Origin of the sequence: Streptomyces sp. ERV7, assembly GCF_001653515.1 — a bacterium.
Lineage (GTDB): Bacteria > Actinomycetota > Actinomycetes > Streptomycetales > Streptomycetaceae > Streptomyces.
This window is the reverse complement of record NZ_LYOY01000051.1, coordinates 1320688-1344634: the sequence shown is the minus strand read 5'-3', so window position 1 is coordinate 1344634 and position 23947 is coordinate 1320688. Positions and strand designations below refer to the sequence as shown.

The 23947-nt window shown below is 72.5% G+C and carries 24 protein-coding genes and 1 pseudogene; 10 read left to right on the top strand and 15 right to left on the bottom strand.

All coding sequences use genetic code 11. The features are described 5' to 3' along the window. Window positions 1-91 precede the first annotated feature (91 nt). Window positions 92-721, top strand: coding sequence for a sigma-70 family RNA polymerase sigma factor (locus A8W25_RS28910; RefSeq protein WP_067166847.1), 630 nt, complete (start codon window positions 92-94; stop codon window positions 719-721). Here A8W25_RS28910 and A8W25_RS28905 read toward each other — a convergent pair. Beyond that, window positions 640-828 carry a zf-HC2 domain-containing protein gene (locus A8W25_RS28905; protein ID WP_067166844.1) on the bottom strand — a complete coding sequence of 63 codons (189 nt, stop codon included), beginning with the start codon at window positions 826-828 and terminating at the stop codon, window positions 640-642. The genes A8W25_RS28910 and A8W25_RS28905 overlap by 82 nt on opposite strands. Window positions 829-949: 121 nt before the next feature. Here A8W25_RS28905 and A8W25_RS28900 point away from each other — a divergent pair, with 121 nt between their 5' ends. Beyond that, window positions 950-1441: a hypothetical protein gene (locus tag A8W25_RS28900; RefSeq protein ID WP_067166842.1), complete on the top strand. Its 492-nt coding sequence runs from the start codon at window positions 950-952 to the stop codon at window positions 1439-1441. 31 nt (window positions 1442-1472) lie between these two features. On the opposite strand, the gene A8W25_RS28895 is transcribed toward A8W25_RS28900, so the two are convergent. Continuing rightward, a complete protein-coding gene (locus A8W25_RS28895) occupies window positions 1473-2225 on the bottom strand; it encodes a LytR/AlgR family response regulator transcription factor (RefSeq protein WP_067166839.1) in 753 nt (250 codons plus the stop codon). Window positions 2226-2311: 86 nt separating this feature from the next. Here A8W25_RS28895 and A8W25_RS28890 point away from each other — a divergent pair, with 86 nt between their 5' ends. After that, the gene (locus A8W25_RS28890; protein ID WP_067166837.1) at window positions 2312-2959 is read left to right on the top strand and encodes a zf-HC2 domain-containing protein; all 648 of its coding nucleotides are present in this window, start codon (window positions 2312-2314) and stop codon (window positions 2957-2959) included. A gap of 27 nt (window positions 2960-2986) precedes the next feature. Here A8W25_RS28890 and A8W25_RS28885 read toward each other — a convergent pair whose 3' ends face one another. From A8W25_RS28885 to A8W25_RS34580, 4 genes are all read right to left on the bottom strand, one after another. Continuing rightward, on the bottom strand, window positions 2987-3847 hold the full coding sequence (locus A8W25_RS28885; protein WP_067166835.1) for an Fpg/Nei family DNA glycosylase: 861 nt from the start codon (window positions 3845-3847) through the stop codon (window positions 2987-2989). Window positions 3848-3934: 87 nt separating this feature from the next. Further along, window positions 3935-5986, bottom strand: coding sequence for a SpoIIE family protein phosphatase (locus tag A8W25_RS28880; protein WP_067166832.1), 2052 nt, complete (start codon window positions 5984-5986; stop codon window positions 3935-3937). A gap of 36 nt (window positions 5987-6022) precedes the next feature. Further along, window positions 6023-7231, bottom strand: a complete 1209-nt coding sequence (locus tag A8W25_RS28875) for a DUF6777 domain-containing protein (RefSeq protein ID WP_067166829.1) — start codon at window positions 7229-7231, stop codon at window positions 6023-6025. Window positions 7232-7400: 169 nt separating this feature from the next. Then, on the bottom strand, window positions 7401-7571 hold the full coding sequence (locus A8W25_RS34580) for a hypothetical protein (protein ID WP_199831852.1): 171 nt from the start codon (window positions 7569-7571) through the stop codon (window positions 7401-7403). A gap of 344 nt (window positions 7572-7915) precedes the next feature. Between A8W25_RS34580 and A8W25_RS28870 the strand changes: the two genes are divergently transcribed. Next, entirely contained in the window at window positions 7916-8485 is a 570-nt protein-coding gene (locus A8W25_RS28870) for an inositol oxygenase family protein (RefSeq protein ID WP_067166827.1), read from the top strand. Window positions 8486-8545: 60 nt separating this feature from the next. Here A8W25_RS28870 and A8W25_RS28865 read toward each other — a convergent pair whose 3' ends face one another. Beyond that, on the bottom strand, window positions 8546-10072 hold the full coding sequence (locus A8W25_RS28865) for an SDR family NAD(P)-dependent oxidoreductase (RefSeq protein ID WP_067166825.1): 1527 nt from the start codon (window positions 10070-10072) through the stop codon (window positions 8546-8548). Window positions 10073-10189: 117 nt separating this feature from the next. Next, window positions 10190-10882 carry a (2Fe-2S)-binding protein gene (locus A8W25_RS28860; protein WP_067166823.1) on the bottom strand — a complete coding sequence of 231 codons (693 nt, stop codon included), beginning with the start codon at window positions 10880-10882 and terminating at the stop codon, window positions 10190-10192. Window positions 10883-11227: 345 nt separating this feature from the next. Here A8W25_RS28860 and A8W25_RS34575 point away from each other — a divergent pair. The 4 genes and pseudogenes from A8W25_RS34575 to A8W25_RS28845 all read left to right on the top strand — a co-directional run. After that, window positions 11228-12046: pseudogene (locus A8W25_RS34575) on the top strand (DMT family transporter); the annotation flags it as partial. Window positions 12047-12130: 84 nt separating this feature from the next. After that, a complete protein-coding gene (locus tag A8W25_RS28855) occupies window positions 12131-14152 on the top strand; it encodes an NADPH-dependent 2,4-dienoyl-CoA reductase (RefSeq protein WP_067167367.1) in 2022 nt (673 codons plus the stop codon). A gap of 48 nt (window positions 14153-14200) precedes the next feature. Beyond that, window positions 14201-14737: a PadR family transcriptional regulator gene (locus tag A8W25_RS28850; protein ID WP_067166820.1), complete on the top strand. Its 537-nt coding sequence runs from the start codon at window positions 14201-14203 to the stop codon at window positions 14735-14737. 101 nt (window positions 14738-14838) lie between these two features. After that, window positions 14839-15273 (top strand): MarR family winged helix-turn-helix transcriptional regulator, encoded by a 435-nt coding sequence (locus A8W25_RS28845; protein ID WP_067166818.1) that lies wholly within the window; start codon window positions 14839-14841, stop codon window positions 15271-15273. 12 nt (window positions 15274-15285) lie between these two features. Here A8W25_RS28845 and A8W25_RS28840 read toward each other — a convergent pair whose 3' ends face one another. Both A8W25_RS28840 and A8W25_RS28835 read right to left on the bottom strand, forming a co-directional pair. Beyond that, on the bottom strand, window positions 15286-15954 hold the full coding sequence (locus tag A8W25_RS28840; protein WP_067166815.1) for a response regulator: 669 nt from the start codon (window positions 15952-15954) through the stop codon (window positions 15286-15288). 36 nt (window positions 15955-15990) lie between these two features. Continuing rightward, a complete protein-coding gene (locus A8W25_RS28835) occupies window positions 15991-17124 on the bottom strand; it encodes a sensor histidine kinase (protein ID WP_067166812.1) in 1134 nt (377 codons plus the stop codon). A gap of 145 nt (window positions 17125-17269) precedes the next feature. Between A8W25_RS28835 and A8W25_RS34185 the strand changes: the two genes are divergently transcribed. Next, a complete protein-coding gene (locus A8W25_RS34185) occupies window positions 17270-18046 on the top strand; it encodes a GNAT family N-acetyltransferase (protein WP_067166809.1) in 777 nt (258 codons plus the stop codon). A gap of 94 nt (window positions 18047-18140) precedes the next feature. Beyond that, the gene (locus tag A8W25_RS28825; protein ID WP_067166806.1) at window positions 18141-18620 is read left to right on the top strand and encodes an NUDIX domain-containing protein; all 480 of its coding nucleotides are present in this window, start codon (window positions 18141-18143) and stop codon (window positions 18618-18620) included. A gap of 96 nt (window positions 18621-18716) precedes the next feature. Here A8W25_RS28825 and A8W25_RS28820 read toward each other — a convergent pair whose 3' ends face one another. The 5 genes from A8W25_RS28820 to A8W25_RS28800 all read right to left on the bottom strand — a co-directional run bounded on the left by A8W25_RS28820 (window position 18717) and on the right by A8W25_RS28800 (window position 23778). Next, on the bottom strand, window positions 18717-20081 hold the full coding sequence (locus tag A8W25_RS28820) for a GH1 family beta-glucosidase (RefSeq protein ID WP_067166804.1): 1365 nt from the start codon (window positions 20079-20081) through the stop codon (window positions 18717-18719). A 35-nt stretch (window positions 20082-20116) separates the two neighbouring features. Then, the gene (locus A8W25_RS28815; RefSeq protein ID WP_067166801.1) at window positions 20117-20974 is read right to left on the bottom strand and encodes a carbohydrate ABC transporter permease; all 858 of its coding nucleotides are present in this window, start codon (window positions 20972-20974) and stop codon (window positions 20117-20119) included. Continuing rightward, the gene (locus A8W25_RS28810) at window positions 20961-21797 is read right to left on the bottom strand and encodes a carbohydrate ABC transporter permease (protein WP_420708533.1); all 837 of its coding nucleotides are present in this window, start codon (window positions 21795-21797) and stop codon (window positions 20961-20963) included. Before A8W25_RS28810 ends, A8W25_RS28815 begins: the two co-directional genes overlap by 14 nt. Before the next feature lie 181 nt (window positions 21798-21978). Continuing rightward, window positions 21979-22830, bottom strand: a complete 852-nt coding sequence (locus A8W25_RS28805; protein WP_067166800.1) for a class II fructose-bisphosphate aldolase — start codon at window positions 22828-22830, stop codon at window positions 21979-21981. A 63-nt stretch (window positions 22831-22893) separates the two neighbouring features. Then, window positions 22894-23778, bottom strand: a complete 885-nt coding sequence (locus tag A8W25_RS28800) for an SIS domain-containing protein (protein WP_067166797.1) — start codon at window positions 23776-23778, stop codon at window positions 22894-22896. Window positions 23779-23947: the final 169 nt, after the last annotated feature.

Here is a 23947-nt window from a genome sequence, read left to right as displayed (position 1 = left end):
GCATGTCGCGGTCCGGCGGCTGTCCCTTCGCGTCCGACTGCGCTCGGATACGGGCTGCGGCCTGCGGACTTCTCGGGAAGGGAGCACCACGGTGAGCACGGGATTCTCGGATGCGGCCCCACGAGGCGCGGCGCCGCCGCGGCGCTACACCCGCGAGCCCGATCTCGCGGCGCTCCAGCGCGAGCACGGCCCCGCCCTGATGCACTTCCTGCTCGGCCTCACCTACGGCGACCGCCAGCGCGCCGAGGACCTGCTCCAGGAGACGCTGGTACGGGCCTGGCAGCACCCGGAGGCGTTCGAGGGCCCGTACGCCTCGATGCGGCCGTGGCTGTTCACCGTCGGGCGGCGCCTCGCGATCGATGCCCGCAGGAACCGGCAGGCGCGGCCGTTCGAGGTCCACGACGCCGTCCTGGACGCGCGCGTGGAGGCGGAGGACGACCACGCCGAGCGGTCGACGGCGGCGCTCGACGTGCGGGACGCGGTGCGCACCCTGAGCCCCGAGCACCGCGCGGTGCTCACGCAGATCTACTTCCGGGGACTGAGCGTGGCCGAGGCGGCCGAGGTCCTGGGGGTGCCGTGCGGCACCGTCAAGTCCCGTTCGTACTATGCTCTGCGGGCCCTGGCGCGGGTCCTGCCGGGCTACTCGTCCGGTGGCCCGTCCGCCAGGTCCTCCTCGGAGAGCAGGGCCAGCATCGAGGGCGTCTCCGCGACCTCCAGGTAGGCCGCGCGGCAGCCCGGGCAGGTGCGCAGATGACCGGCGACCCGGCGGTCCTCGTCCGGTGCGAGGGCGCCGAGGACGTACGCGCCGAGCAGCTGCCGCACATGCATGGGCACCTCGTGTGGGACGACGGATCCTGCCCTTCTGGCCACGGCGGGCGCGCGCCCCCGGTTCAATGCTCCCTGGAGCTCCCTGGAGCGCCTGGACAGTCGATGAAAGAGGCGAGACGGAATGCGTCCGGAGGGTACGAACGGGACCAGTGGTGGCGAGCTGCTGGTGCCGATGGCTTGGATGTACGCGGAGTACATCGCCGACGAATTACTGCGCACCGGCGATCTCATGCCGCCGACGACGCTCGAATTCAGGGCCGGACGCAACGCCTTGGCGTTGACGATCTTCCTGTCGGACGGCGCGGTCGGCGGCGCACGGGTGGTGGCCCGGCTCGACGAGTGGAGCTCGCTGACCGCGGCCGGCCGGCCGTGGCACGGCTGGGTCCGCGAGCGGCTGGAGGAGCGGGAGGCGGCCGGGTCCGGCCCCGACCTGGCACTGGCGCGGGACGCGTGGCGATGGCTGGAGGAGACCGAGCTGCTGGCCGCGGACCTGGACGCGGTGGTGCCGGGCGGAGTGGACCCGCGCGCCGAGACCGAGGACGAGCCGCGGGTGTGGACCCCGGCGTGGGAACTCGGCCTGCCGCTCGGGCATCTGGCGATCCATCTGTTCTGACGAACCACCAGAACGTGGAGTGGGCGGATCGTCAGCGGCCGCCGCGACGCAGCAGCTGGTCGCGGAGGGTACGCGCATGGCGGCGGCTGACGGGGAGCTCGGCCCCGCCGATGCGGACGGTCATGCTGCCCGCGTCCAGGCGCAGTTCGTCGATCCTGGCGAGCGCCACGAGACGGCTGCGGTGGATGCGGACGAACCCGTGGGCGCGCCAGCGGTCCTCCAGCGTCGAGAGCGGCACGCGCACCAGGTGGCTGCCCGCGTCGGTGTGCAGCCGGGCGTAGTCGCCCTGCGCCTCGGCGTACGCGATGTCGGCGACGGCCAGGAACCGGGTGACGCCGCCGCGCTCGACGGGGATGTGGCCCGCCGCGGTCTCCGGGAGCGCCGGGGCGCGCTCGCCCCTCATCTCGGCCACCCGGCGCACCGCCTCGGCCAGCCGCTCCCGGCGGACGGGCTTGAGCACGTAGTCGACCGCCTTCAGGTCGAAGGCCTGGACCGCGAAGCCCTCGTGCGCGGTGACGAAGACGATCAGCGGCGGCCGGGCGAACCCGGCGAGCAGCCGGGCGATGTCGAGGCCGGTGAGCCCCGCCATGTGGATGTCGAGGAAGACGACGTCCACGCCCTGCTCGCCGTCGTGCCCGGCGTCGAGCGCGCCCCCGATCAGGCGCAGCGCGTCGGTGGCCCCGGTGGCGCCCTCGGCACTGCGGATCCGCGGATCGGAGCGCAGCAGGTACAGGAGCTCTTCGAGGGCGGGGGCTTCGTCGTCTACCGCCAGTACGCGCAGCATGCGGTCGGATTGTAGGTGCGCCGACTCCTTACTGTCCCTTCCCGTGTGACTTGAGTGATTGGGCCCTCGTCTGCGTACCAGACGGCATGAGGCCGCTGGAACTCCACCGGGACGTCGGGGCGTACGCGCTCGGTGTGCTCGGTGTCGCCGACACCTTCCGCTTCGAGGAGCACCTGGCGGGGTGCGCGCACTGCGCGCGCCTGCTGGAGGAGCTCGGGAGCGTGGAGGCGCTGCTCGCCGCGTACGTCCGCTGGACGCCTCCCGGGGTGGATCCGGTGGCCACGCCGTCGCCCGCGCTGCTGCACTCGGCGCTGGGCGCGGTGGGCGGGCGGCTGCGGGCGCAGCGCAGAAGGCGGCTCGGACTGCTGGTGGCCGCGGCGGCGCTGGTGGTGGGCGCGCCGTTCGGGGTGCTGAGCCTGGTGGCGGACCCCGCCGCACCGCACTGGACGGCGACCGCTTCGGCGCCCGGGGTGACGGCGACCCTCGCGGCGGCGCCCACCGGGTTCGGCACCGATGTGGGGCTCGACGTGGGCGGGGTGCGCGGCCCGGCGGTGTGCACGCTGGTCGCGGTGGGGCGCGGCGGCGAGGAGAACACGGTGGCGACCTGGGCGGTACGGGACGGGGCCCAGGTGACGATGCGGGGGGCGGCGGCGCTGGCGCCCGCCGACATCTCCCGCTTCGAGGTGCGCACCCAGGACGGGGCGCGGCTCGCGACGCTGACGAGATCCGGGTGAGCGGCGGCCACCCTCTTGTGACGGCCTCTACTTGAGGAGCCTGGACATCCGGCGGTCGGCGAGGATCTTGCCGCCGGTCTGGCAGGTGGCGCAGTACTGGAGCGAGGAGTCCGCGAAGGAGACCTCGCGGACGGTGTCGCCGCAGACCGGGCAGGGTTCGCCGGTCCGGCCGTGCACCCGCATGGCGCTCTTCTTCTCCGCCTTGAGACGGCCCGCCGCGAGCCCGTGCGAGCGCTCCACGGCCTCGGTGAGGGTGGCGCGGACCGCCTCGTACAGCGTGGTGACCTCCTCCTCGGTCAGCCGGTCCACCGGCTTGAACGGCGACAGCCGTGCCACGTGCAGGATCTCGTCGCTGTAGGCGTTGCCGATCCCGGCGATCAGCGACTGGTCGCGCAGCGCGCCCTTGAGCCGGCGCCGCTCCCCCGCGAGCAGCTCGGCGAGCCGGTCGCGGCCGAAGTCCGGGGCGAGCGGGTCGGGTCCGAGCCGGGCGATGCCGGGCACCTCCCGCGGGTCGTGCACCAGGTGGGCGGCGAGGCCCTTGCGGGTGCCCGCCTCGGTCAGGTCGAACCCGGCCCCGCCCTCCAGCGCGACCCGCAGCGCCAGCGGCCCCTTGCCGGGGCGCGGCGGGTCGGCGGGCAGGGCGTCGTGCCAGCGCAGCCAGCCGGCGCGGGCCAGATGGACCGCCAGATGAAGGCCGCCGGCGTCGATGTCGAGGAACTTGCCGTACCGCCCGACGCCGGTGACCGTCCGCCCGTCGAGGGCGCTCAGCGGCGGGTCGTACGTCTTGAGGACGCTGATCGCGACGGGCAGCGCGCGGGCGATCCGCTGGCCGACGAGATGGGTGGCGAGGAAGTCACGGAGCGCTTCAACCTCGGGCAATTCCGGCATACCTCACAGATTAACCGGGTGGAAGCGCGGATTCCGGCCGGCCGACGTCCGGGGCGGCCATCCGTCGTACGCGCCACCGGCGGCGCGTCACGCGTCGGTGGCGGCGCTGCGTTCCGGGACGACGAACTCGCACCACACGCATTTTCCGCTGCCCCTGGACTCCACGCCCCACACATCGGCGAGCCGGTCCACCAGCATCAGGCCGCGCCCCGACACCCCGGAGTCGCCCGCCTCCCGGCGGCGCGGCAGGGCGCTGGAGCGGTCCTCGACCTCGACCCGCATCCGCCGCTCGGGCCCGGCCAGGACCCGTACGGTGACGATGGCGCCGCCATCGGTGTGCATCAGCGCGTTGGTGATCAGCTCGTCGGCGGCCAGCTCGATCTCGTCGGCCCGCTCCCTCGCGCCCCAGGCCCGTACCGCGGCCCGGATCATATGGCGCGAGGAGCTCAGCGCCTCCGGGTCGTTCTGCGCCACGTGCTGCTGGAGCCGGCCGCCGCTCTGCGGGGCCTCCAGGGCGCGCCGGCGCAGGAGCAGCAGCGCCACGTCGTCGTCGCCCGCCCGGTCGTCGACCACGTCGCACAGCCGGTCGGCGAGCTCCTGGAGGTCGCCGGGCCCCGAGCGCACCAGCGCGGCGAGCAGCTGCATCCCGTCGTCGAGGTCCGCGCCTGGCTGCTCGACCAGGCCGTCGGTGTAGAGCAGCAGGGTCTGGCCGGGGTCCAGCTCGACGGTGGAGACGGGGTACTCCAGGCGCCCGAACTCCGCCGACAGGCCCAGCGGGAGGCCGCCCTCGACCGGCAGTCTGCGGCAGCTGCCGTCGGCGTACCGCAGCAGCGGGTCGACGTGCCCGGCCCGCACCAGCTGGACGACTCCGGTCGACAGGTCGGCCTCGGCGTAGGTGCAGGTGGCGAAGCGGTCGGTGTCCAGCTCGTGCAGGAACACCGAGGCGCGGGCCATCACGGTGGCCGGGGTGTGCCCCTCGGCGGCGTACGCGCGCAGCACGATCCGCAGCTGGCCCATCACGGCGGCGGCGTGCGTGTCGTGGCCCTGGACGTCGCCGATGACCGCGCCGACGCGGCCTCCGGGCAGCGGGATGACGTCGTACCAGTCGCCGCCGATGTCCCGGCCGAGCCGGGCCGAGCGGTAGCGCACGGCGATCTGGGCGCCGGGCACCTCGGGGATGCGGCGCGGCAGCATGGCCTGCTGGAGCCCCTCGGCGAGGTCGTGCTCCTGCTCGTAGAGCACCGCCCGCTGGAGGCTCTGCGCGATGGAACTGCCGAGCGCCACCAGGAGGTTGCGCTCGTCGGCGGTGAACCCGGTCTTGTCGCTGTACAGCAGCCCGAGGGCGCCGATCGGGCGGGCCTGGGCGATCAGCGGCAGATAGGCGGCGGCGGTGATGCCGAGACCGCTGATGTGCGGCCAGAGGCGGGGGTAGGAGCGGGCGAAGTCGTCGGCGGTCTGGATGAACCGGGGGGCCAGGGTGCGCACGACCTCGCTCATCGGGTACTGCTCGTCGACCCGGGTCCAGCGGGTGCCGGGCACGAAGCTGTCCTCGGGACCCTCGGCCACCAGATGGATCCGGCCCGCCTCCAGGAGCCCCATCACCAGGCTGGTGGCGCCCAGGTGCTCCAGGCCGTGCGAGCCCTTGAGCACGTCGATGACGTCCTGGACGGTACGGGCGTGTGCCAGGGCCGCCGTGGTGCTGTCCACCACGCTGGTACTGCGGCGGCGGTCCTCGTCGTCGGCGGCGGGGCGGTCGGAGTACTCGGTGAGCTCCTGGGTGGCGTCGCGGACCACGCCGATGATGCGCTGCGGCAGGCCGGTGTCGTTGCGGACCACGTACCCCTGGGTGTGCGTCCAGCGCGCGGTGCCGTCGCGCAGCCGGACGCGGAAGTAGGCGCCGTAGTGGACGCTGCCGTTCTTCAGCGCCTGTGAGACCAGGGCGTCGAGCCGGGCCGCCTCGGCCGGGGTCACCCGGCTGCCCAGCGTCTCGGGCCGGCCGTCGTACTCCTCGGGCACCATGTCGAAGACGGCGAGCGCCGACCGGTCCATGTGCATCTGCCCGCTGGTGAGGTCCCAGTCGAAGGTGCCCATGCGGTTGAGGGCGAGGCCGAGACCGGGGGCCGCGGGCCACTCGTCCATCGTCACTCCGATCCTCGGTCCGATCGGCGGCGTCCGTCAGGAGAATCGGGCGTCCAGCGGCGGCTCGGTGTCGAAGTCGGAGGTGCCCGTGGGTACCTCGCCGCCGCCCGACGGCTCCGGCGGGAAGACCGGCGGCGGCTCGGAGGGCAGCGTGGGCAGCTCGGTGGACGGGGTCGGCACGATCTGCTGGCTCGGGGCCGTCGGTGGCTTCGTGGTCAGCTTGGGGCTGACGGTGACGGTGGCCGTCGGGCAGCCCGAGGGCGGGGGCGTGATCGGCGTGTTGCCGCCCGGCGGCACCGACGGGGGCGACTTCGTCACGGTGACGGTCGGGGCCGGGCTCGGGCAGTTGGTGCTCGGGGAGGTGCTGGACGTGGACGGCGTGGACTCGCTCGGCGAGACGGCCGGGCTGGACTGGTCCGGGCTCACCGGCACGCTCGGCGAGTCGGTGACCACCGGCGCCGTCGGGTCGATCTGGATGTCGGGCCGCTCGCGGTCGTGCTTGCCGTGGTCACCGGTCGGCCGCTCGATCCAGGTGTTGTTGACGACGTTCACGATGATCAGGCTGTTGATGACCGTGGTGGTGCGGTTGATGACGACGGTCCGCTGCGGCTGGTAGCCGGGCCAGGACTGGCCCCGGGAGGCGGCGCCCCGGGTTGCCACCGGCGGCTTGAGCGGATTGCCGCAGGCGCAGCGCACGCGCGGGGAGCCGTGGTCGTCGACCATGACGGCGGTACCGGCCTGGAGCACGGACTGGAAGGCGGTGGCGTGGCCGTCCTTGAAGCCGTGGTTGGTGACCCGGGTGTCGGCCCGCAGCACCACCGGGGTCAGCCCGCGCAGGAACGTCGGGAGGTCGTCCGGGTTGATCCCGGCGGTCTCCGAGAACGCGCGCGCCTTCACCCGGTCGGCGTTGAGGAAGCGGATCTGCTGCTCCACGTCACAGCTGGCCACCGACTGGGTGCCGCCGTAGAGGCCGGGCGTGGAACCCGAGACGGCCCGGACGGTCTGCACGGTCGCCGTGGGGCTGCTGGGGGCGCTGGGCGGCGCCTGGGAGGGCGTGAGCGGCTTGGCGGACTTGGCGGACGACTCCGTGAAGGGGTCGGGGCCGGAGGCCGCGACCGGCTGCAGGAACAGCTCCTTCTGGTCGGAGGCGCTGGTGCCGCTGCTGTCGCCGCCGCAGGCCGCGACGAGCACTCCGAAGGACATGACGACTGCCGCCAGGGTGAACCGGCGCGGGGTCGGGCGCACGTAGATCTCCCACCTGTTCGCCCCGAGTTGTCCCTCATTGTCTGTCGGAGGTCCGCCCGTCCCGCAAGCGGACCGCCGCCGTACGGGAGCCGCCTCCCCGTGTCGCGGGCGCCACCGGACACACGCGTGCCCCCTGCCGGAACAGGGGGCACGCGTCGCGCGACTTCGGTCAGTCGATACCAGGCAGGATGTGCGGCTCGGCCAGGTCGTCCTCGTAACCGGCCAGCCGGATCGGGGCCGAACGGGCCCAGACCTCAAGGTTGCGGAGCTTTTCGGGCCGGCCCGGCCGGTCGCCGCGTTCCGGCGTCCGCTGTTCGCGTTCTGTCGTCTCTGGTGTCACCGCGCACTCCTCTGTGTCGCGTAACCCTGGGCGTACTGGCGGCTCCGGTCTCTTCCCGGTCGCCGGCCGTCCAAGGGGGCAGGGGGCAGGGGCAGTTCTGACGCGGTGGCGCCGGCACTCTGTCGGAAGCTCGGCCCAGTGTGCGGGCCGGTTCCGGAACGGGCATCGAGGACTGGTCGATCCTTTGATGGCTTCCGTCGGGGTCAGAGTAACCAAATGAGCGGGGCCCCGCTCGATGGGGCCATTTCCTTTGCGTCAACTTTCCTTCGCCGCCCGTTCAGCACGGAGTTCATCCAGCCATGATCTGCTGACCCGCGACGACCGCCACCCGGGGAGGAGTTCACATGGACCTGCCGAGCCGGCCCCGGTCCGTCGGGGAACTGATGGACCTGCTGCACGCCTGCCGGGACGCCTGGGACACACCGGACCGCAGCGGCGATCCGGTCGATCTGCACGACCACGCCCTGCAGACCGCCCATCTGCTGCGCCGCGCCCATCCGAGCGACAAGGAGCTCCAGGTCGCGGGGCTCGTCCACGACCTGGGGCATCTACTCCGTCCGGGTGATGACGCCGGGCACGCGGACCGCGCGGCGGAGGCGGTGCGTCCGCTGCTGGGAGCGCGGGTGGCCCGGCTGGTGCGGCTGCACGTTCCGGCCAAGCGCTACCTCGCGGCGGTCGAGCCGGACCGGACGCTGTCGCGGCAGAGCGAGCTGACCCTGCGGGCGCAGGGCGGGGTGATGACGCCCGAAGAGGCGGACGCCTTCGCGCTCGACCCGGAGGCCGAGGCGGCGCTCACCCTGCGCCAGGCCGACGACGCCGGAAAGGTCGTGGGGCTCGACGTGGGCGTGATGGAGGACTGGCGGCCGGTCCTGGAGCTGGTGGCCGCACGGCACGGCAGCGCTCGGAGCGTCTGAACACACCGGTGGCCGGACTCCCCGGGGGAGTCCGGCCACCGTTCGCGTATCCGGCGCGGTCTACCAGTTGCCGGGCGCGTAGTCCTTGAGGAAGACGCTGTGCAGGTCCTCGCCCGACTCGCCGCGCACGATCGGGTCGTAGACGCGCGCGGCGCCGTCGACCAGGTCGAGCGGGGCGTGGAAGCCCTCCTCGGCGAGGCGCAGCTTGTCGTGGTGCGGGCGCTCGTCGGTGATCCAGCCGGTGTCGACCGAGGTCATCAGGATCTTGTCGGTCTCGAACATCTCCTGGCCGCTGGTGCGGGTCACCATGTTCATGGCGGCCTTGGCGGCGTTGGTGTTGGGGTGGCCGGCGCCCTTGTAGCCGCGGCTGAACACGCCCTCCATCGCCGAGACGTTCACCACGTAGGCGCGGCCGTTGGGCGCCTTGCGGGCGGCCTCGGCCATCACCGGGCGGAGCATGCTGATCAGGATGAACGGCGCCGTGTAGTTGCACAGCTGGGTCTCCAGCAGTTCGACCGGGGAGATCTGGTCGATGGACTGCACCCAGGTGTTGGTGTCGACGACGTCCGGGAGCAGGCCGCCCGCGTCGATGGCGGTGCCGTCGTGGTGCCGGGCGATGCTGGCGTTGCCCGCGACCAGGGCGAGGTCGGCGACCCGCTGGGCGTCGAGGCCGGAGGTGCCGAGCGGAAGCGCGGCCAGGCCGTCCACCGCGCCGGAGTTGAAGGCGCCGATGACGTGGTGGGCGGGGAGCTCGCCGGCGGGCAGCGGGGCGCCCTCGCCGTCGACCAGGGCCGCGTAGGCGGAGGGCAGCCGGCGCACGGTCTGGGTGGCGTTGTTGATCAGGATGTCCAGCGGGCCCTGCTCCGCGGTCTGCTCGGCCAGGGCGACCGCCTGCGCCGGGTCGCGCAGGTCGATGCCGACGACTTCGAGACGGTGCATCCACTCCGCCGAGTCGTCCATGGCCTTGAAGCGGCGGATGGCGTCCTTGGGGAAGCGGGTGGTGATGGTCGTGTGGGCGCCGTCGCGCAGCAGCCGCAGCGCGATGTACATGCCGATCTTGGCCCGGCCGCCGGTGAGCAGCGCGCGCTTGCCGCTCAGGTCGGTGCGGGCCTCGCGGCGGAACCGGTTCTCGGCCGCGCACTTCTGGCAGAGCTGGTGGTAGAAGTAGTCGACCTCGACGTACCGCGACTTGCAGATGTAGCAGGAGCGCGGGCGCTGGAGTATCCCCGCGATCTCTCCGGTGGGGGTCGCGGAGGACGGCAGGATGCCCTCGGTCTCGTCGTCGATGCGCTCGGCGGAGCCGGTGGCGGTGGCGTGGGTGACGGCCCGGTCGTGGGCGGTCTTGGCGGCCCGGCGCTCCTGGCGGCGGCGCTGCTTCACGGTCCGGTAGATAGCGGCGGTGGCGCGGCGCACGGCGATCGCGTCCGGGTGGTCGACCTCGATGGTGTCGAGCTCGGCCAGCACGCCGAGGCAGAGGGCGAGCCGCTCCGGGTCGATGCCGGGGCCGTACTCCATGTCGGGTTCGCCGGGCTCCTGGCCGATGCCGGGACCGTACTCCTGGTCCTGGATGTCCTCTGTCACCGTCATCGCCGTCGCCGTTCCTCGGTCATGTGTGCGGTCTCGCCCGCGCGTGGAAGTTCCCAAAAGCGCAATCGTACGGATCGAGGGCGCCGCACACCAAACCGCGAGCCCGGGGACCGGTGGTCAGGCGCGGGCCGGCGGCCGGTCGAAGACGCAGTCACCGCACAGTCCCGCGCCCGGGCAGCGGTAGTAGAGGCAGCAGCTGCGGCGCCGGAAGGCCGGGCCGGGAAGCAGGGTGCCGGTGCCCGCCAGATCGGGGTGGGCGAAGAGCTCGGCGCCGAGCTCCAGGGCCCGCCGGGCCGCGTCGGGACGCCCGCCGCGCAGCGCCCAGCGGTGCAGCTCGCGGACGGCCCCGGCGAGCGCGGAGCCCGCGTTCCCCCACAGCAGGCCGGAGGAGACGGGGGTGTCGCGCCGGAAGGCCTCGGCGAGCGGGACGAGGTGGCCGTACTGGACGCTCTCGCGGATCCGCTCGGCGGTGCCGGGCAGCGCCCGGACCCCGTCGAGCAGCAGGTCGTCTGGGGCGCCGCTGCCGCCGTCCCAGGACAGGGCCCCCGGATCGAGGTCGGGCAGCTCGCCGTGGAGCACGGCGGACCCCAGGGCGATCGACCAGAGCCGGGCGACGAGTCCCAGGTGGGCGATGGAGGCGCCGGTCCGGCGGTCGGGGGCGCGCAGGGCGGCCGTGACGGTGTCGATCCGGGCCGTCAGGGGGGCGTCCTCGCCCGCGTACAGCCGCGCCAGCGGGCGGTGCTCGCCGTCCGCCGGTCCGGTGCGGAGCGCGAAGAACCCGCCCACCGATGACAGCGCCGCCAGATCCACCACTCGTCCCCTTGGTTCGCACCTGCGGGCGACGCCGTGCGCCCCGGACCGCCACCCCCTGGAAGACACCGCGGACACGGCAGGCAGAGCCAGACGTGGCGTGTCCGCGCCAGGATCGGCGCAATTCTTCCAGATTTTCGATCGAACTCACATGCGACTACTACCGGACATCCTAGGTCGTACGGCTGGCCGAAATAACCCGATCCCACCCACCCCCACCAGCAGTTGTACCGAATGTCCGATGTATGGACGACTTCTGGAGTAGGCGCGTACTCCTATGGCAGTACGTGTCAATGCGGTCTCAAGGACGACGACGGAAGGCGATTCGCGAGAGATCGTGGATGCATGAGTGCCCTTGCCCTGTCCGTGCTGCTCTCCCTGGTCTCCGCCGTCGCCTACGCGGCCGCGGCGATCGTCCAGGAGCGCGTGGCCGCGGCCACCCCCGACAGCACCTACCTCCGCCAGAGCGCCTGGTGGGTCTCCGTGGCACTCAACGGTCTCGGCGCCCTGCTGCACGTCGTGGCACTCGCGTGCGGACCGCTGACCCTCGTCCAGCCGCTGGGCGCGCTGACCATAGTCTTCGCGCTGCCGATGGCCGCCGTCTTCGTGCGCCGCAAGGCGGGCGCGGCGGCCTGGCGCGGCGCGGTCATGGCGACGGCCGGCCTCGCCGGGCTGCTGGCCCTCACCACCGACGCGGACGCCGACTCGGTGGGCGGCGGACAGCGCACGCTGCTCGCGGCCGTCACCTTCGGCGGGATGGCGGTGCTCTTCCTCGCCTCGCGCGCGGTGCACCGGCCGGTGGTGCGCAGCGTGCTGCTCGCCGCCGCGGCGGGTGTCTCCTTCGGTATGGCGTCGGTCTTCACCAAGCTGGTGGCCGAGGACTGGGACGCGGGCCTCCAACTGAGCGAGGTGCCCAGCCTGCTGGCCATAGCGGTGCTCGCCGCCGCCGGACTGCTGCTCTCCCAGGCCTCCTACCGGGGCGCCGGGCTCGCGGCGCCGCTGGCGACCGTCACCGTCGTCAACCCGGTGGTCGCGGCGACCGTCGGGCTCACCATGTTCGGCGAGGAGTTCCGCTACGGCACGGCCGGTCTGGTCCTCGCCCTCGCCAGCGGCGTCGTGGCGGCGGGCGGACTGATCCTGCTCACCACGCCTGCCGTGCGCCGACCGCCTTTATGCAACTTGTTGCACAACCGCGTCCCGTGCTCTACAACTGGAGCTGACGACACCGCCGTATCCGGAGGCCCCCCGATGAGCGACTACCCCCACCTGCTGAGCCCCCTCGACCTCGGCTTCACCACCCTCCCCAACCGGGTGCTGATGGGGTCCATGCACATCGGGCTCGAAGAGGCCGAGAACGGGTTCGAGCGGATGGCGGCGTTCTACGCCGAGCGCGCCCGCGGCGGGGTCGGCCTCATGGTCACCGGCGGCATCTCCCCGAACGACGCGGGCCGCCCGTACGAGGGCGGCGCCAAGCTCACCACCGAGGCGGAGGCCGCCCAGCACCGCACGGTCACCGACGCGGTGCACGCGGCGGGCGGGCGGATCGCGATGCAGATCCTGCACTTCGGCCGGTACGCCTACCACCAGGACCTGGTGGCGCCCAGCGCGCTGCAGGCCCCGATCAGCCCCTTCGTGCCGCACGCCCTGACCGACGACGAGGTCGAGCAGACCGTCGAGGACTTCGTGCGCGCGGCCCACCTCGCCAAGTCCGCCGGGTACGACGGCGTCGAGATCATGGGCTCCGAGGGCTATCTGATCAACGAGTTCATCGCGGGCGCCGTGAACCGGCGCACCGACCGCTGGGGCGGCTCGTACGAGAACCGGATGCGCTTCCCTGTCGAGATCGTCCGCCGTACCCGGGAGCGGGTCGGCGCGGACTTCATCCTGATCTACCGGCTCTCCATGCTGGACCTGGTGCCCGGCGGCTCCACCCTGGAGGAGGTCGTCACGCTCGCGAAGGCCATCGAGGCGGCCGGGGCGACCCTCATCAACACCGGCATCGGCTGGCACGAGGCCCGTATCCCGACCATCGCGACCTCGGTGCCGCGCGGCGCGTACACCTGGGTGACCAAGAAGCTGATGGGATCCGTCTCCATCCCGCTGATCACCAGCAACCGCATCAACACCCCCGAAGTGGCCGAGCGGCTGCTCGCCGAGGGCCGGGCGGACATGGTGTCGATGGCGCGGCCGTTCCTCGCCGACCCCGAGTTCGTCGCCAAGGCGGCCGCGGGCCGCTCGGAGACCATCAACACCTGCATCGGCTGCAACCAGGCCTGTCTGGACCACACCTTCAGCGGGAAGATCACCTCCTGCCTGGTGAACCCGCGCGCCTGCAACGAGACCGAGCTGGTGCTCTCCCCCACCAAGCGCCGCAAGAGCCTCGCCGTGGTCGGCGCGGGCCCGGCCGGGCTGGCCTTCGCGGTCTCGGCGGCCGAGCGCGGCCACGCGGTCACCCTCTTCGACGCGGCGGCGGAGATCGGCGGCCAGCTGAACATCGCCAAGCGCGTCCCCGGCAAGGAGGAGTTCGACGAGACCCTGCGCTACTACCGTACGCAGCTCGAACTGCGCGGCGTGGACGTCCGGTTGAACACCAGCGCGACCGCCGACGAGCTCACCGCGGGCGGCTACGACGAGGTCGTCGTCGCCACCGGCGTGATGCCCCGTACCCCGGAGATCCCCGGCTCCGACCACCCCAGCGTCGTCACCTACCTGGACGTGCTGCGCGACGGCGCGCCGGTCGGCGAGCGCGTGGCGATCGTCGGCGCGGGCGGCATCGGCTTCGACGTCGCCGAGTACCTCACCGACGGCGGCGACGCGGCGAGCCTGGACCCCGAGACGTACTTCCGGCAGTGGGGCGTCGACACCAGCTACAGCGAGCGCGGCGGGCTGCGCGCGCCCGAGCGGCCCAAGCCCCCGCGCGCGGTGCACCTGCTCCAGCGCAAGGCCTCCAAGGTCGGCGCGGGCCTCGGCAAGACCACGGGGTGGATCCACCGCACCGAGCTCAAGCACCGGGGCGTGACGATGGTGCCGGGCGTCAGCTACGACCGCATCGACGACGCCGGGCTGCACATCACCGTCGACGGCACCTCCACCGTGCTGCCGGTGGACACCGTCGTCCTGTGCGCGGGGCAGGAGCCGCGCCGCGACCTGTTCGAGGAGCTGACGGCGGCGGGCGCCACCGTGCACCTGATCGGTGGCGCGGACGTCGCCGCCGAGCTGGACGCCAAGCGCGCCATCGACCAGGGCACCAGGCTGGCGGCGACCCTCTGAGAGCCTGTCTTTGAACCCGGCGGGAGAGGCGGAATCTAGGATGCGCTCATGTCCCTCCCGCACGCGATCCTGACCGCTCTGCTCGAAAAGCCCTCGTCGGGGCTTGAGCTGACCCGCCGGTTCGACAAGTCGTTCGGCTTCTTCTGGTCCGCGACGCACCAGCAGATCTACCGCGAGCTGGGCAAGCTGGAGCAGTCCGGGGCCATCCGCGCGCTGCCGGCCCAGACCCCGGCGCGCGGCCAGAAGAAGGAGTACGAGGTCCTGCCCGCCGGCCGCGCGGAGCTCGCCGCGTGGGCCGCCGCAGGGCAGGACCCGCGTGCGATGCGGGACCCGCTGCTGCTGCGGGTGCGGGCGGCGGCGGTGGTCGGCACGGAGGGGCTCACCGCCGAGCTGCACCGCCATCTCGCTCTGCACGAGCGGCAGTTGGAGCTGTACACGGGCATCGAGCAGCGGGACTTCCCGCCGGAGCGGGACAGCGAGCAGGACCGGCTGCGCCATCTCGTGCTGCGCGGCGGCATCGAGCTGGAAACGTTCTGGATCCGCTGGCTGACACAGGCGCTCGACACCGTGGACGGGGAGGAGTGAGCGCGGGCGCCCGCCACGGATCCCGGCGCGGCCCCGAGTGGCGCGGGAGCGCCGCCCCCATTGGCGTTGTATTGTACAACTAGCCAGTGAGAGGACCAGCCGTGCCCAGCCGAGACCAGTCGGTCACCACCATCCAGCGGGAGCTGACCGCGTTCGCCCGCCGCGCCCGGGCCGCCGCCGCCCGGATGCACCCGGAGCTGTCGCTGGTCTCCTTCACCCTGCTGTCCCATATGGAGGACCAGCAGGGGTGCCGGGCGACCGACCTCGCCGCGTACTACATGCTCGACAAGTCGACGATCAGTCGGCAGATCTCGGCCCTGGAGAAGCTGGGGTTCATCGAGCGCCGCACCGACCCGGCCGACCACCGCATCCAGCTGCTGCATCTGACCGCGGCCGGCACCGAGAAGCTCGCCGAGGCGGCGGTGCTGCGCAGGCACGCCTTCCACGAGCGCCTCGCGGACTGGGAAGAGGCCGACCTCGACCGCTTCGCCGCATACCTCCTCCGCTACAACAGCTCGGCCTCCGACTTCAGTTGACGCCCGGCGGCGCTACCGTGCCCCCTGGCCGGGGGTGACCAGCCCCGACTCATACGCCAGCACCACCGCCTGGGCCCGGCTGGCCAGGTCCAGTTTGCTCATGGCCCGGTTCAGATGGGTCTTGACCGTCGCCTCGCTGATGAAGAGGTGATCGGAGATCTCCAGGTTCGACAGTCCGCGCGCGGTGAGTTTGAGGACCTCGGTCTCGCGGGCGGTGAGCGCCTCCAGGTCCGAGGACAGGTGCGGGGAGCACTCGGCGGGCCGCGCGAAGGCCTCCACCAGGCGCCGGGTGACGCTCGGCGCGAAGAGGGTGTCGCCGCCGCCGACCGCCGCGACCGCGGTGAGCAGCCGCTCCGGCCCCGAGTCCTTGAGCAGGAACCCCGAGGCACCGGCCCGCAGCGCGGAGTACACGTACTCGTCGAGGTCGAACGTGGTGAGGATCAGGACGCGCGGCGCCGGGTCCTCGGCGTCCGCGAGGATCCGCTCGGTGGCGGCGATCCCGTTCATCCCGGGCATCCGGATGTCCATGAGGATCACATCGGGGCGCGTCCGCGCCGCCTGGGCGACGGCCTCCTCGCCGTCGCTCGCCTCGCCGACGACGTCGATGCCCGCCGCCCGCAGCAGCGCGACCAGACCGGCCCGTACGAGGAACTGGTCGTCGACCACGAGTGCCCTGGTCATCGCAGCGCGTCTTCCCCCTGTGTCATACGGTCCCGGTCAGGCGGTCGGCTGGGCCGAGGTCGGCAGGAGCAGCCGGACCTCGAAGCCTCCCTCGCTCCTCGGGCCGGTACTGATCGTGCCGCCGTAGAGCTTGGCCCGTTCCCGCATGCCGATCAACCCGTGTCCGCCACCCGATCGGTTTCTGACCGGATTCACTCCCGTACTCTCGTTCACGACGGCGAGCGAGACATGGTTCCGCCGGTAACAGACTTCCACGGCCGTCCGCGCGCCGGGCGCGTGTTTCAGGACATTGGTGAGCGCCTCCTGTGCCACCCGGTACGCGCACAGATCGACACCGGGCGCGAGCTTCCGGGCCTCCCCCAGCACCCTCAGCTCGACCGGCAGACCGCCGGCCCGCAGCCGCTCCACCATCTCCGACAGGCGCGCGAGGCCCGGCATCGGGGCCGACGGCTCGCCGTCCAGATCCTCGGCGCGCAGGACGTGCAGCATACGCCGCAGCTCCTCCAGCGCCTCCTGGCTCGTGGCCGAGATGGTGCCCAACGCCCCGCGTGCGGTGGGCGGATCGGATTCGAAGACGAACCGGGCCAGACCCGACTGGACGGATATCACCGACATGTGGTGGGCGATGATGTCGTGCAACTCCCGTGCGATGCGGCCGCGTTCCTCGGCCACCTCGCGCCGGGCCCGGGCCTCCTGCTCCTTGGCGAGCTGGTCGGCGAGCTTGGTGGAGCGGCGCGCCACGCGCCCGAACCGCCAGATCACGGCGGGTACGGCGAGGGCCTGGACGGCCACGGACGGCATGGAGTTGCTGCCGACGCGCAATCCCGCGAACAGCCAGACGGCGCCGAGGAGCGCGGCGCAGATCCCGGAGGTGCGGGCGGGACGGGTGGCGGCCACCGTGTAGCACGCGATCATCCCGCCGTAGCTGCCGACGACCGGCCAGTTTCCCAGGGCGACATAGAGCGTCCACGTCGCGACGACGAAGAGGCAGACCCCCACCGGCGCCTTGGAGCGGAACGCGCACGCCATGTTGATGACCACGGCGAGCACATATCCGGCCAGGTCGAGCGGGGGCTGCCCCTGGCTGGACGCCTCCCGTCCCAACAGCACGGCGACACACGTCTGTGCCAGCGCGATGAACACATCGGCGGCAACGGGGCGGATCCGCATTCCCGCAGCTTAGATGCAGGTCAGACGCGCGGCGTCAACCAGTTGCGGTGCACGGACTACCGCAGAAGTTGTAGACGGACCCACTCCTTCCGCAGCGGTCCGAAACTCGTTTGTCCCAGCCGCCCGCCGATGCTGGAGTGGGCGCATGGACAACGACGAAGTGCTGGCCCTGTTCGACCGGCAGATGCGCGAGACCTCGCCGCCCGACGGCCCCGCCGCCCGGGTCGAACGCGCGGGCCGGGTCGTGCGCCAGACAGGACCCGATCCCGCCTGGAACGGGATCCTCTGGTCCGGCCTCGACGAGGCGTGCGCCGACCGCGAGATCGCCGAGCAGGTGCGGCACTTCACGACGCTGGGGCGCGAGTTCGAGTGGAAGCTGTACGCGCACGACACCCCGGGCGACCTCGGCGGGCGGCTGCGCGCGGCCGGGTTCACGGCCGAGCCCGCCGAGGCCCTGATGGTGGCGGAGACCAAGGACCAGCTGGGCACGACGGAACTCCCCGACGGCGTCGAGCTGGTGCCGGTGACCGACACGGCCGGGGTCGCGCTGATGGCGGCCGTCCACGAGCAGGCGTTCGGCGACGACGCCTCCAGGATCGCCCGGCGCATGGAGCTCCAGCTCGCCGAGGCCCCCGACACCCTGGTCGCGGTGATGGCGGTGGCGGACGGGGTGCCGGTGTGCGCGGCCCGGATGGAGCTGATCCCCGGTACCGAGTTCGCCGGGCTGTGGGGCGGCGGCACCGCCGAGGCCTGGCGCGGCAGGGGCATCTACCGGGCGCTGGTCTCCTACCGCGCCCGCGTCGCCGCCGAGCGCGGCTACCGCTTCCTCCAGGTCGACGCCTCCGACCGGAGCGAGCCGATCCTGCGCCGCCTGGGCTTCGCCCGGCTGAGCACGACCACGCCGTACGTGTACCAGCCGTAGGCGGCGGGCGGCGGGGGCGCCCGGCTCGTGCCCACGGGCCGGCCCGCCGCGCGCCCCCTCGCCGAGGGTCTGATCAGCCAGCACACTGGTCGCCATGGCCGTGAAACGCAGCGCGGGGCTCCTCCTCCACCGGTCCGCACCGACCGGCGTCGAAGTGCTGATCGGGCACATGGGCGGTCCGTTCTGGGCCGGCCGGGAGGACGCCGCCTGGTCGATCCCCAAGGGCGAGTACGGCCCCGAGGAGCTGCCGCAGGCGGCGGCCCTGCGCGAGTTCGAGGAGGAGCTGGGTCTGCCCGCCCCCGAGGGCGACCGGGTGCCGCTCGGCGAGGCACGGCAGGCCAACGGGAAGGTGGTGACGGTCTGGGCGGTCGAGGCCGACCTCGACCTCGACCGCGTCGTGCCCGGCACCTTCACCATGGAGTGGCCCCGGGGCTCCGGCGTGCAGCAGGAGTTCCCCGAGATGGACCGCTTCGCCTGGCTCGCGCCCGCAGAGGCGTCGGTCAGGCTGGTGGCGGGGCAGCGGGTCTTCCTCGACCGGCTGACCGCCCATCTGCGGGACTCCGGGCGGATCTGACGGGTCAGAGTCTGTCTTTGAACCCCCGCCTGCGCAGCGGCGCCCGGTGCGTGCGATCGGCGTGCGGGCGGACAACGGGGGTTCAAAGACAGGCTCTCAGGCCGCGCGCGGGACGCGGCGGCGGTGGCCCGCGATGATCTCGGCGTAGTGGCGTCCGCTGCCCTTGACCGTGCGCTTCTGGGTCGCGTAGTCGACGTGCACCAGGCCGAACCTCTTGTCGTAGCCGTACGCCCACTCGAAGTTGTCCAGGAGCGACCAGGCGTAGTACCCGGCGAGCGGGGCGCCCCTGCGGGCGGCGCGGGCACAGGCCGCCAGGTGTTCGCGCAGGTACCGCACGCGCTCGGGGTCGTGGACGGTGCCGTCGGGCCGTACGGCGTCGGGGTAGGCCGAGCCGTTCTCAGTGACGTGGATGCGGCGGGCCCCGTAGTCCTCGGTCAGCCGCATCAGCAGGGTCTCGATGCCGCTCGCGTCGATCTCCCAGTCCATGCCGGTGCGCGGCAGCCGGGCGCGCGGGACCTGGCGGGCGAAGGGGTACGGGCCGTGCGGGTCGTCGGCGACGCGCACTCCGAAGTAGTAGTTGAGGCCCAGCCAGTCGAGCGGCTCGGCGATGGCGTCCAGGTCGCCGGGGCGCTCGGGCAGGTCGACCCCGTACACCTCCCTCATGTCGGCGGGGAAGCCTCGGCCGTGCACCGGGTCCAGCCACCAGCGGTTGGTGTGCCCGTCCACCCGGCGGGCGGCGGCGAGGTCGGCCTCCGCCCCGGAGGCGGGCTCGACGGTCGAGAGGTTGTTGACGATGCCGACCTGGGCGCCGGGGGCGGCGGCACGCAGCGCCCGGGTGGCCAGGCCGTGGCCGAGCAGCAGGTGGTAGGAGGCGCGGACGGCGGCCGTGATGTCGGTGAGGCCGGGTGCCATCCGCCCTTCGAGGTGGCCGATCCAGGACGAGCACAGCGGCTCGTTGAGGGTGGCCCACAGCGGGACGCGGTCGCCGAGCGCCCCGGCCGCGACGGCCGCGTACGCGGCGAAGTGCTCGGCGGTGTCCCGCGCGGGCCAGCCGCCCCGGTCCTGGAGGGCCTGGGGCAGGTCCCAGTGGTAGAGCGTGGCGTTGGGGGTGATCCCGGCCTCCAGGAGGGCGTCGACGAGGCGGGAGTAGAAGTCGAGCCCGGCCCGGTTGACCGGCCCGTCGCCGCCCGGCAGGATGCGCGGCCAGGCGAGCGAGAAGCGGTACGAGGTGACGCCGAGCTCCTTCATCAGCGCGATGTCCTCGCGCCAGCGGTGGTAGTGGTCGCAGGCGATGTCGCCGTGGTGGCCGCCGTCGACCTTCCCGGGGGTGTGCGCGAAGGTGTCCCAGATCGAGGGGGCTCGGCCGTCCTCGGCCACGGCCCCCTCGATCTGGTACGCGGAGGTGGCCACGCCCCAGGCGAAGTCCTTCGGGAGGGCGGCGAGGTCGATGGGCTCGGTCACGGATGTCCTTTCGGGAAAGGGTGGCTGACGGCTCGTCACTTCACTGCGCCGGCGGTCAGCCCGGCCACGAGATAGCGCTGGAGCAGCAGGAACCCGGCGACCACCGGCACACTGACGACCAGCGAGGCGGCCATGACCTGGTTCCAGTACACGTCGTTCTGGGTGGCGTAGCCCTGCAGGCCCACGGAGAGGGTGCGGGTGCTGTCGTTCGTCATCACGGAGGCGAACAGGACCTCGCCCCACGCCGTCATGAACGCGTACACCGCGACCGCCACGATGCCGGGGACCGCCGCCGGGACCACCACCCGCAGCAGCGCGCCCAGCGGCCCGCAGCCGTCCACCATCGCCGCCTCGTCGAGGTCGCGCGGGACCGAGTCGAGGTAGCCGATGAGCATCCAGATGGAGAAGGGCAGCGAGAAGGTGAGATAGGTGAGGATGAGCCCGCCGCGCGAACCGTAGAGGGCGACTCCGGTGGTGTTGCCGACGTTGACGAAGATCAGGAACAGCGGCAGCAGGAAGAGGATGCCCGGGAACATCTGCGTGGACAGCACGGTCACGGTGAACACGCGCCTGCCCCGGAAGCGGTAACGGCTCACCGCGTACGCCGCGAGGATCGCCACCACGACGGACAGGACGGTCGCCGAGCCCGCCACGATCAGGGAGTTCATGAAGTACTCGGCGAGCGGGACGGTCTTCCAGATGTCGAGGTAGGGGCGGACGGTCAGCCCGCTGGGCAGCCAGCGGAACCGCCCCGACACGTCCTGCAGCGGCTTCAGGGAGCTGCTGGCCATCACGTACACCGGCAGCAGGACGAAGGCGGTGAGCAGGGTGAGGAAGACGCGGCGGGCCAGGACGAAGGAGCGGGGCAGAGCGGTGGGGCTAGCGCCGGCCATCGGTGGACTTCCTTCCCGTTGAGGTCAGGAGCAGATAGAGGGCCGTCACCACGAGCAGGAAGAGCAGCAGCAGGACCGACATCGCGGCGCCGGTGCCGAAGTTCCAGGTGACGAACGACGACTGGTAGATGTGGATCGAGATCAGGTCCGCGGCCTTCGGTGCCGAGCGTCCGAACAGCACGTACGGCGTGTTGAAGTCGTTGAACGTCCACAGGAACAGGACCAGGACGAGGACCTGGTTGACCGGGCGGAGCGAGGGCAGGGTGATCCGGCGGATCCGCTGCCACATCCCGGCGCCGTCGATGGCCGCGGCCTCGTACAGCTCCTTGGGGATGTTCTGCAGCCCGGCCGTCACGATGAGGAACGCGAACGGCCAGCCCTTCCAGACCGAGACGGTGAGCAGCGCGTAGAAGCTGTTGTCGCCGATCAGCCAGAAGGCGCGGTCGCCGCCGAGTCCCAGCTGGTCGTGCAGGACGTGGTTGACCAGCCCGTTGTCGCGCTGGAACATGAACGCCCAGGTGATGACGGCCGCGTAGACCGGCAGGGCGTACGGGACGAGGAAGAGGGCGCGCAGCAGGCCCCGGCCGGGGAAGCTCTCCTGCATGAAGATCGCCGCCGCCGTGCCGAGCAGCCAGCACAGCGCCACCGAGGCCACGGTGAACAGGCAGGTGGTGACGAAGGAGTCGAGCAGGTCCCTGCCGACGGGTGCGGAGAAGTCGACGGAGATCCGGTAGTTGTCGAATCCGGCCCAGGGCGCGGTGGACCAGTCGCGGATGAAGAACTGGGTGAGCGTCTTGAAGCTCATCACGGTGCCGATGACCATCGGCACCAGGTGGACGAGGAGTTCGAGGGCGAGGGCCGGGAGCAGGAGCAGATACGGCAGGCTCGCCTTGCGGATCCGGCCGGGGGCGCGGGGGCCTCGGCGGCGGGCCTTCGGCGGCCCGGACCGCCCGTCGGCACCGCCGCCCCCCGCCCCCCGCGGCGCGCGGCGCGCGGCGCGCGCGTCAGGCTCTCAGCACCCCGATGAGCCGGGTGACCGCCTGCACCATCGCCTGTCGCCCGACCGTCAGATAGCTGCGGGCGTCCACCGCCTCCGGATGGGCGGCGAGATACGCGCGGATCGCGTCGGTCATGGCGATGTTCAGCGCCGTACCGATATTGATCTTGGACATTCCGCCCGCGACCGCCGCCGCCAGCTCGTCGTCGGGGACGCCCGAGGAGCCGTGCAGCACCAGCGGGACGTGCAGCGCCGAGTCGAGGCGGGCGAGCAGACCGTGGTCGAGCGCGGCCGTACGGGTGGTCATGGCGTGCGTGTTGCCGATGGCGACGGCGAGCGCGTCGACCCCCGACTCGGCGACGAAGGAGCGCGCCTCCTCGGGGTCGGTCCGGGCGCCGGGCGCGTGCGCGTCCAGCGGCGGCTGCCCGTTCTTGCCGCCGACCTCACCCAGCTCGGCCTCGATCCACAGGCCCTGGGTGTGCGCCCAATCAGCGGCGGCACGCGTCGCGGCGAGGTTCTGGTCGTACGGCAGATGGCCGCCGTCGTACATCACCGAGCTGAATCCGGCGTCGGCCGCCTGGCGCAGCAGGTCGTCGCGCTTGACGTGGTCGAGGTGGAGCGCCACGGGTACGGCGGCGGCCTCGGCGGCCGCGACGGCGGCGCGGGCGAGCGGCAGCACCCGGCCGTAGCGGAACTTCACCGCGTTCTCGCTGATCTGCAGGACGACCGGCGAGTGCGCGGCCTCGGCGCCGGCGATGACGGCCTCGGCGTGTTCGAGCGTGATGATGTTGAAGGCGGCGACGGCGCTGCGCTTGGCGGCGGCTTCGGTGACCAGGGCCCCGGTCTGGGCGAGTGGCATCGTGCTTCCCCTGTCCTCTTTCTCTTCCGTACGTCGGGCTCTGCCGGATGCGTCGGGCTCGGGTCAGGAGCCGTCGAGGATCACCGAGCGGGTGAGGTGGCGCGGGCGGTCCGGGTCGAGGCCCCGGGCGGCCGCGACGGCGACCGCGAGCCGCTGCGCCCGTACGAGCTCGGCCAGCGGGTCGAGGTGCCCGGCCACCCACTGGGCGCCGGTGGCCCGCACCTGTTCGGCGAGGCCGTCCGGGGCCTCGCCGAACATCCAGGTGGCCGTGGTGTGGGTGGAGATGCTGATCGGGCCGTGGCGGTACTCCATGGCGGGGTACGCCTCGGTCCAGGACAGCGACGCCTCGCGCATCTTCAGCGCGGCCTCCTGGGCGAGCCCGACGGTCCAGCCGCGCCCCAGGAACGTGAACTGGGTCCGCCCGACGAGCCCTTCGGGCAGCGGCTCGGCCAGCGCGGTGCGCGCGTCGGCGACGGCCTGCTCGGTGTGGAGGCCGAGGTGGGCGCGGAGCAGGGTGAGCGCGGTGGTGGCGAAGCGGGTCTGGACGACCGACTCCTCGTCCGCGAACTCCAGGACCACGATGTCGTCGGCGGCCCGCATCACCGGGGTCTCCGGGTCGGCGGTGATCGCGGTGGTACGGGCGCCGCCGCGCACCTTCGCGAGGAGTTCGAGGACCTCGGTGGTGGTGCCGGAGCGGGTGAGGGCGACGACCCGGTCGTAGGCGCGGCCGGCCGGGTACTCGGACGCGGCGAAGGCGTCGGTCTCGCCCTGGCCCGCGCCCTCGCGCAGGGCGGCGACGGCCTGCGCCATGAACAGCGAGGTGCCGCAGCCGACGATCGCGACCCGCTCGCCCGGCGCGGGAAGGGCGTCCTTGTGGTGCACCGCCAGCTCGGCGGCGCGCTTCCAGCACTCGGGCTGGCTGCTGAGTTCGTTCTCGACATGGCTCATGCCGGGCTCCCACTCACTCTGGTCACTCTGAATCCAGGACTGGATCCATGGACTGCTACATGGACTGGATGCATGTTTGTGCAAAATATAGCGAGCTTTCGAGCACAATCAAGCATCTCGGGGTGGGTTAAAGTCATCACCGACGGTGACGACGGCGAGATGTGCGAGA

Excerpts from the sequence above, each read along its gene's own strand:
- A8W25_RS34185 (WP_067166809.1), top strand. The coding sequence starts at position 17,270 with ATGGACAACGACGAAGTGCTGGCCCTGTTCGACCGGCAGATGCGCGAG.
- A8W25_RS28850 (WP_067166820.1), top strand. The coding sequence starts at position 14,201 with ATGTCCCTCCCGCACGCGATCCTGACCGCTCTGCTCGAAAAGCCCTCG.
- A8W25_RS28900 (WP_067166842.1), top strand. The coding sequence starts at position 950 with ATGCGTCCGGAGGGTACGAACGGGACCAGTGGTGGCGAGCTGCTGGTG.
- A8W25_RS28865 (WP_067166825.1), bottom strand. The coding sequence starts at position 10,072 with ATGACGGTGACAGAGGACATCCAGGACCAGGAGTACGGTCCCGGCATC.
- A8W25_RS28895 (WP_067166839.1), bottom strand. The coding sequence starts at position 2,225 with ATGCTGCGCGTACTGGCGGTAGACGACGAAGCCCCCGCCCTCGAAGAG.
- A8W25_RS28870 (WP_067166827.1), top strand. The coding sequence starts at position 7,916 with ATGGACCTGCCGAGCCGGCCCCGGTCCGTCGGGGAACTGATGGACCTG.
- A8W25_RS28905 (WP_067166844.1), bottom strand. The coding sequence starts at position 828 with ATGCATGTGCGGCAGCTGCTCGGCGCGTACGTCCTCGGCGCCCTCGCA.
- A8W25_RS28885 (WP_067166835.1), bottom strand. The coding sequence starts at position 3,847 with ATGCCGGAATTGCCCGAGGTTGAAGCGCTCCGTGACTTCCTCGCCACC.
- A8W25_RS28880 (WP_067166832.1), bottom strand. The coding sequence starts at position 5,986 with ATGGACGAGTGGCCCGCGGCCCCCGGTCTCGGCCTCGCCCTCAACCGC.
- A8W25_RS28840 (WP_067166815.1), bottom strand. The coding sequence starts at position 15,954 with ATGACCAGGGCACTCGTGGTCGACGACCAGTTCCTCGTACGGGCCGGT.
- A8W25_RS28835 (WP_067166812.1), bottom strand. The coding sequence starts at position 17,124 with ATGCGGATCCGCCCCGTTGCCGCCGATGTGTTCATCGCGCTGGCACAG.
- A8W25_RS28805 (WP_067166800.1), bottom strand. The coding sequence starts at position 22,830 with ATGCCACTCGCCCAGACCGGGGCCCTGGTCACCGAAGCCGCCGCCAAG.
- A8W25_RS28810 (WP_420708533.1), bottom strand. The coding sequence starts at position 21,797 with ATGGTCATCGGCACCGTGATGAGCTTCAAGACGCTCACCCAGTTCTTC.
- A8W25_RS28815 (WP_067166801.1), bottom strand. The coding sequence starts at position 20,974 with ATGGCCGGCGCTAGCCCCACCGCTCTGCCCCGCTCCTTCGTCCTGGCC.
- A8W25_RS28855 (WP_067167367.1), top strand. The coding sequence starts at position 12,131 with ATGAGCGACTACCCCCACCTGCTGAGCCCCCTCGACCTCGGCTTCACC.
- A8W25_RS28890 (WP_067166837.1), top strand. The coding sequence starts at position 2,312 with ATGAGGCCGCTGGAACTCCACCGGGACGTCGGGGCGTACGCGCTCGGT.
- A8W25_RS28825 (WP_067166806.1), top strand. The coding sequence starts at position 18,141 with ATGGCCGTGAAACGCAGCGCGGGGCTCCTCCTCCACCGGTCCGCACCG.
- A8W25_RS28800 (WP_067166797.1), bottom strand. The coding sequence starts at position 23,778 with ATGAGCCATGTCGAGAACGAACTCAGCAGCCAGCCCGAGTGCTGGAAG.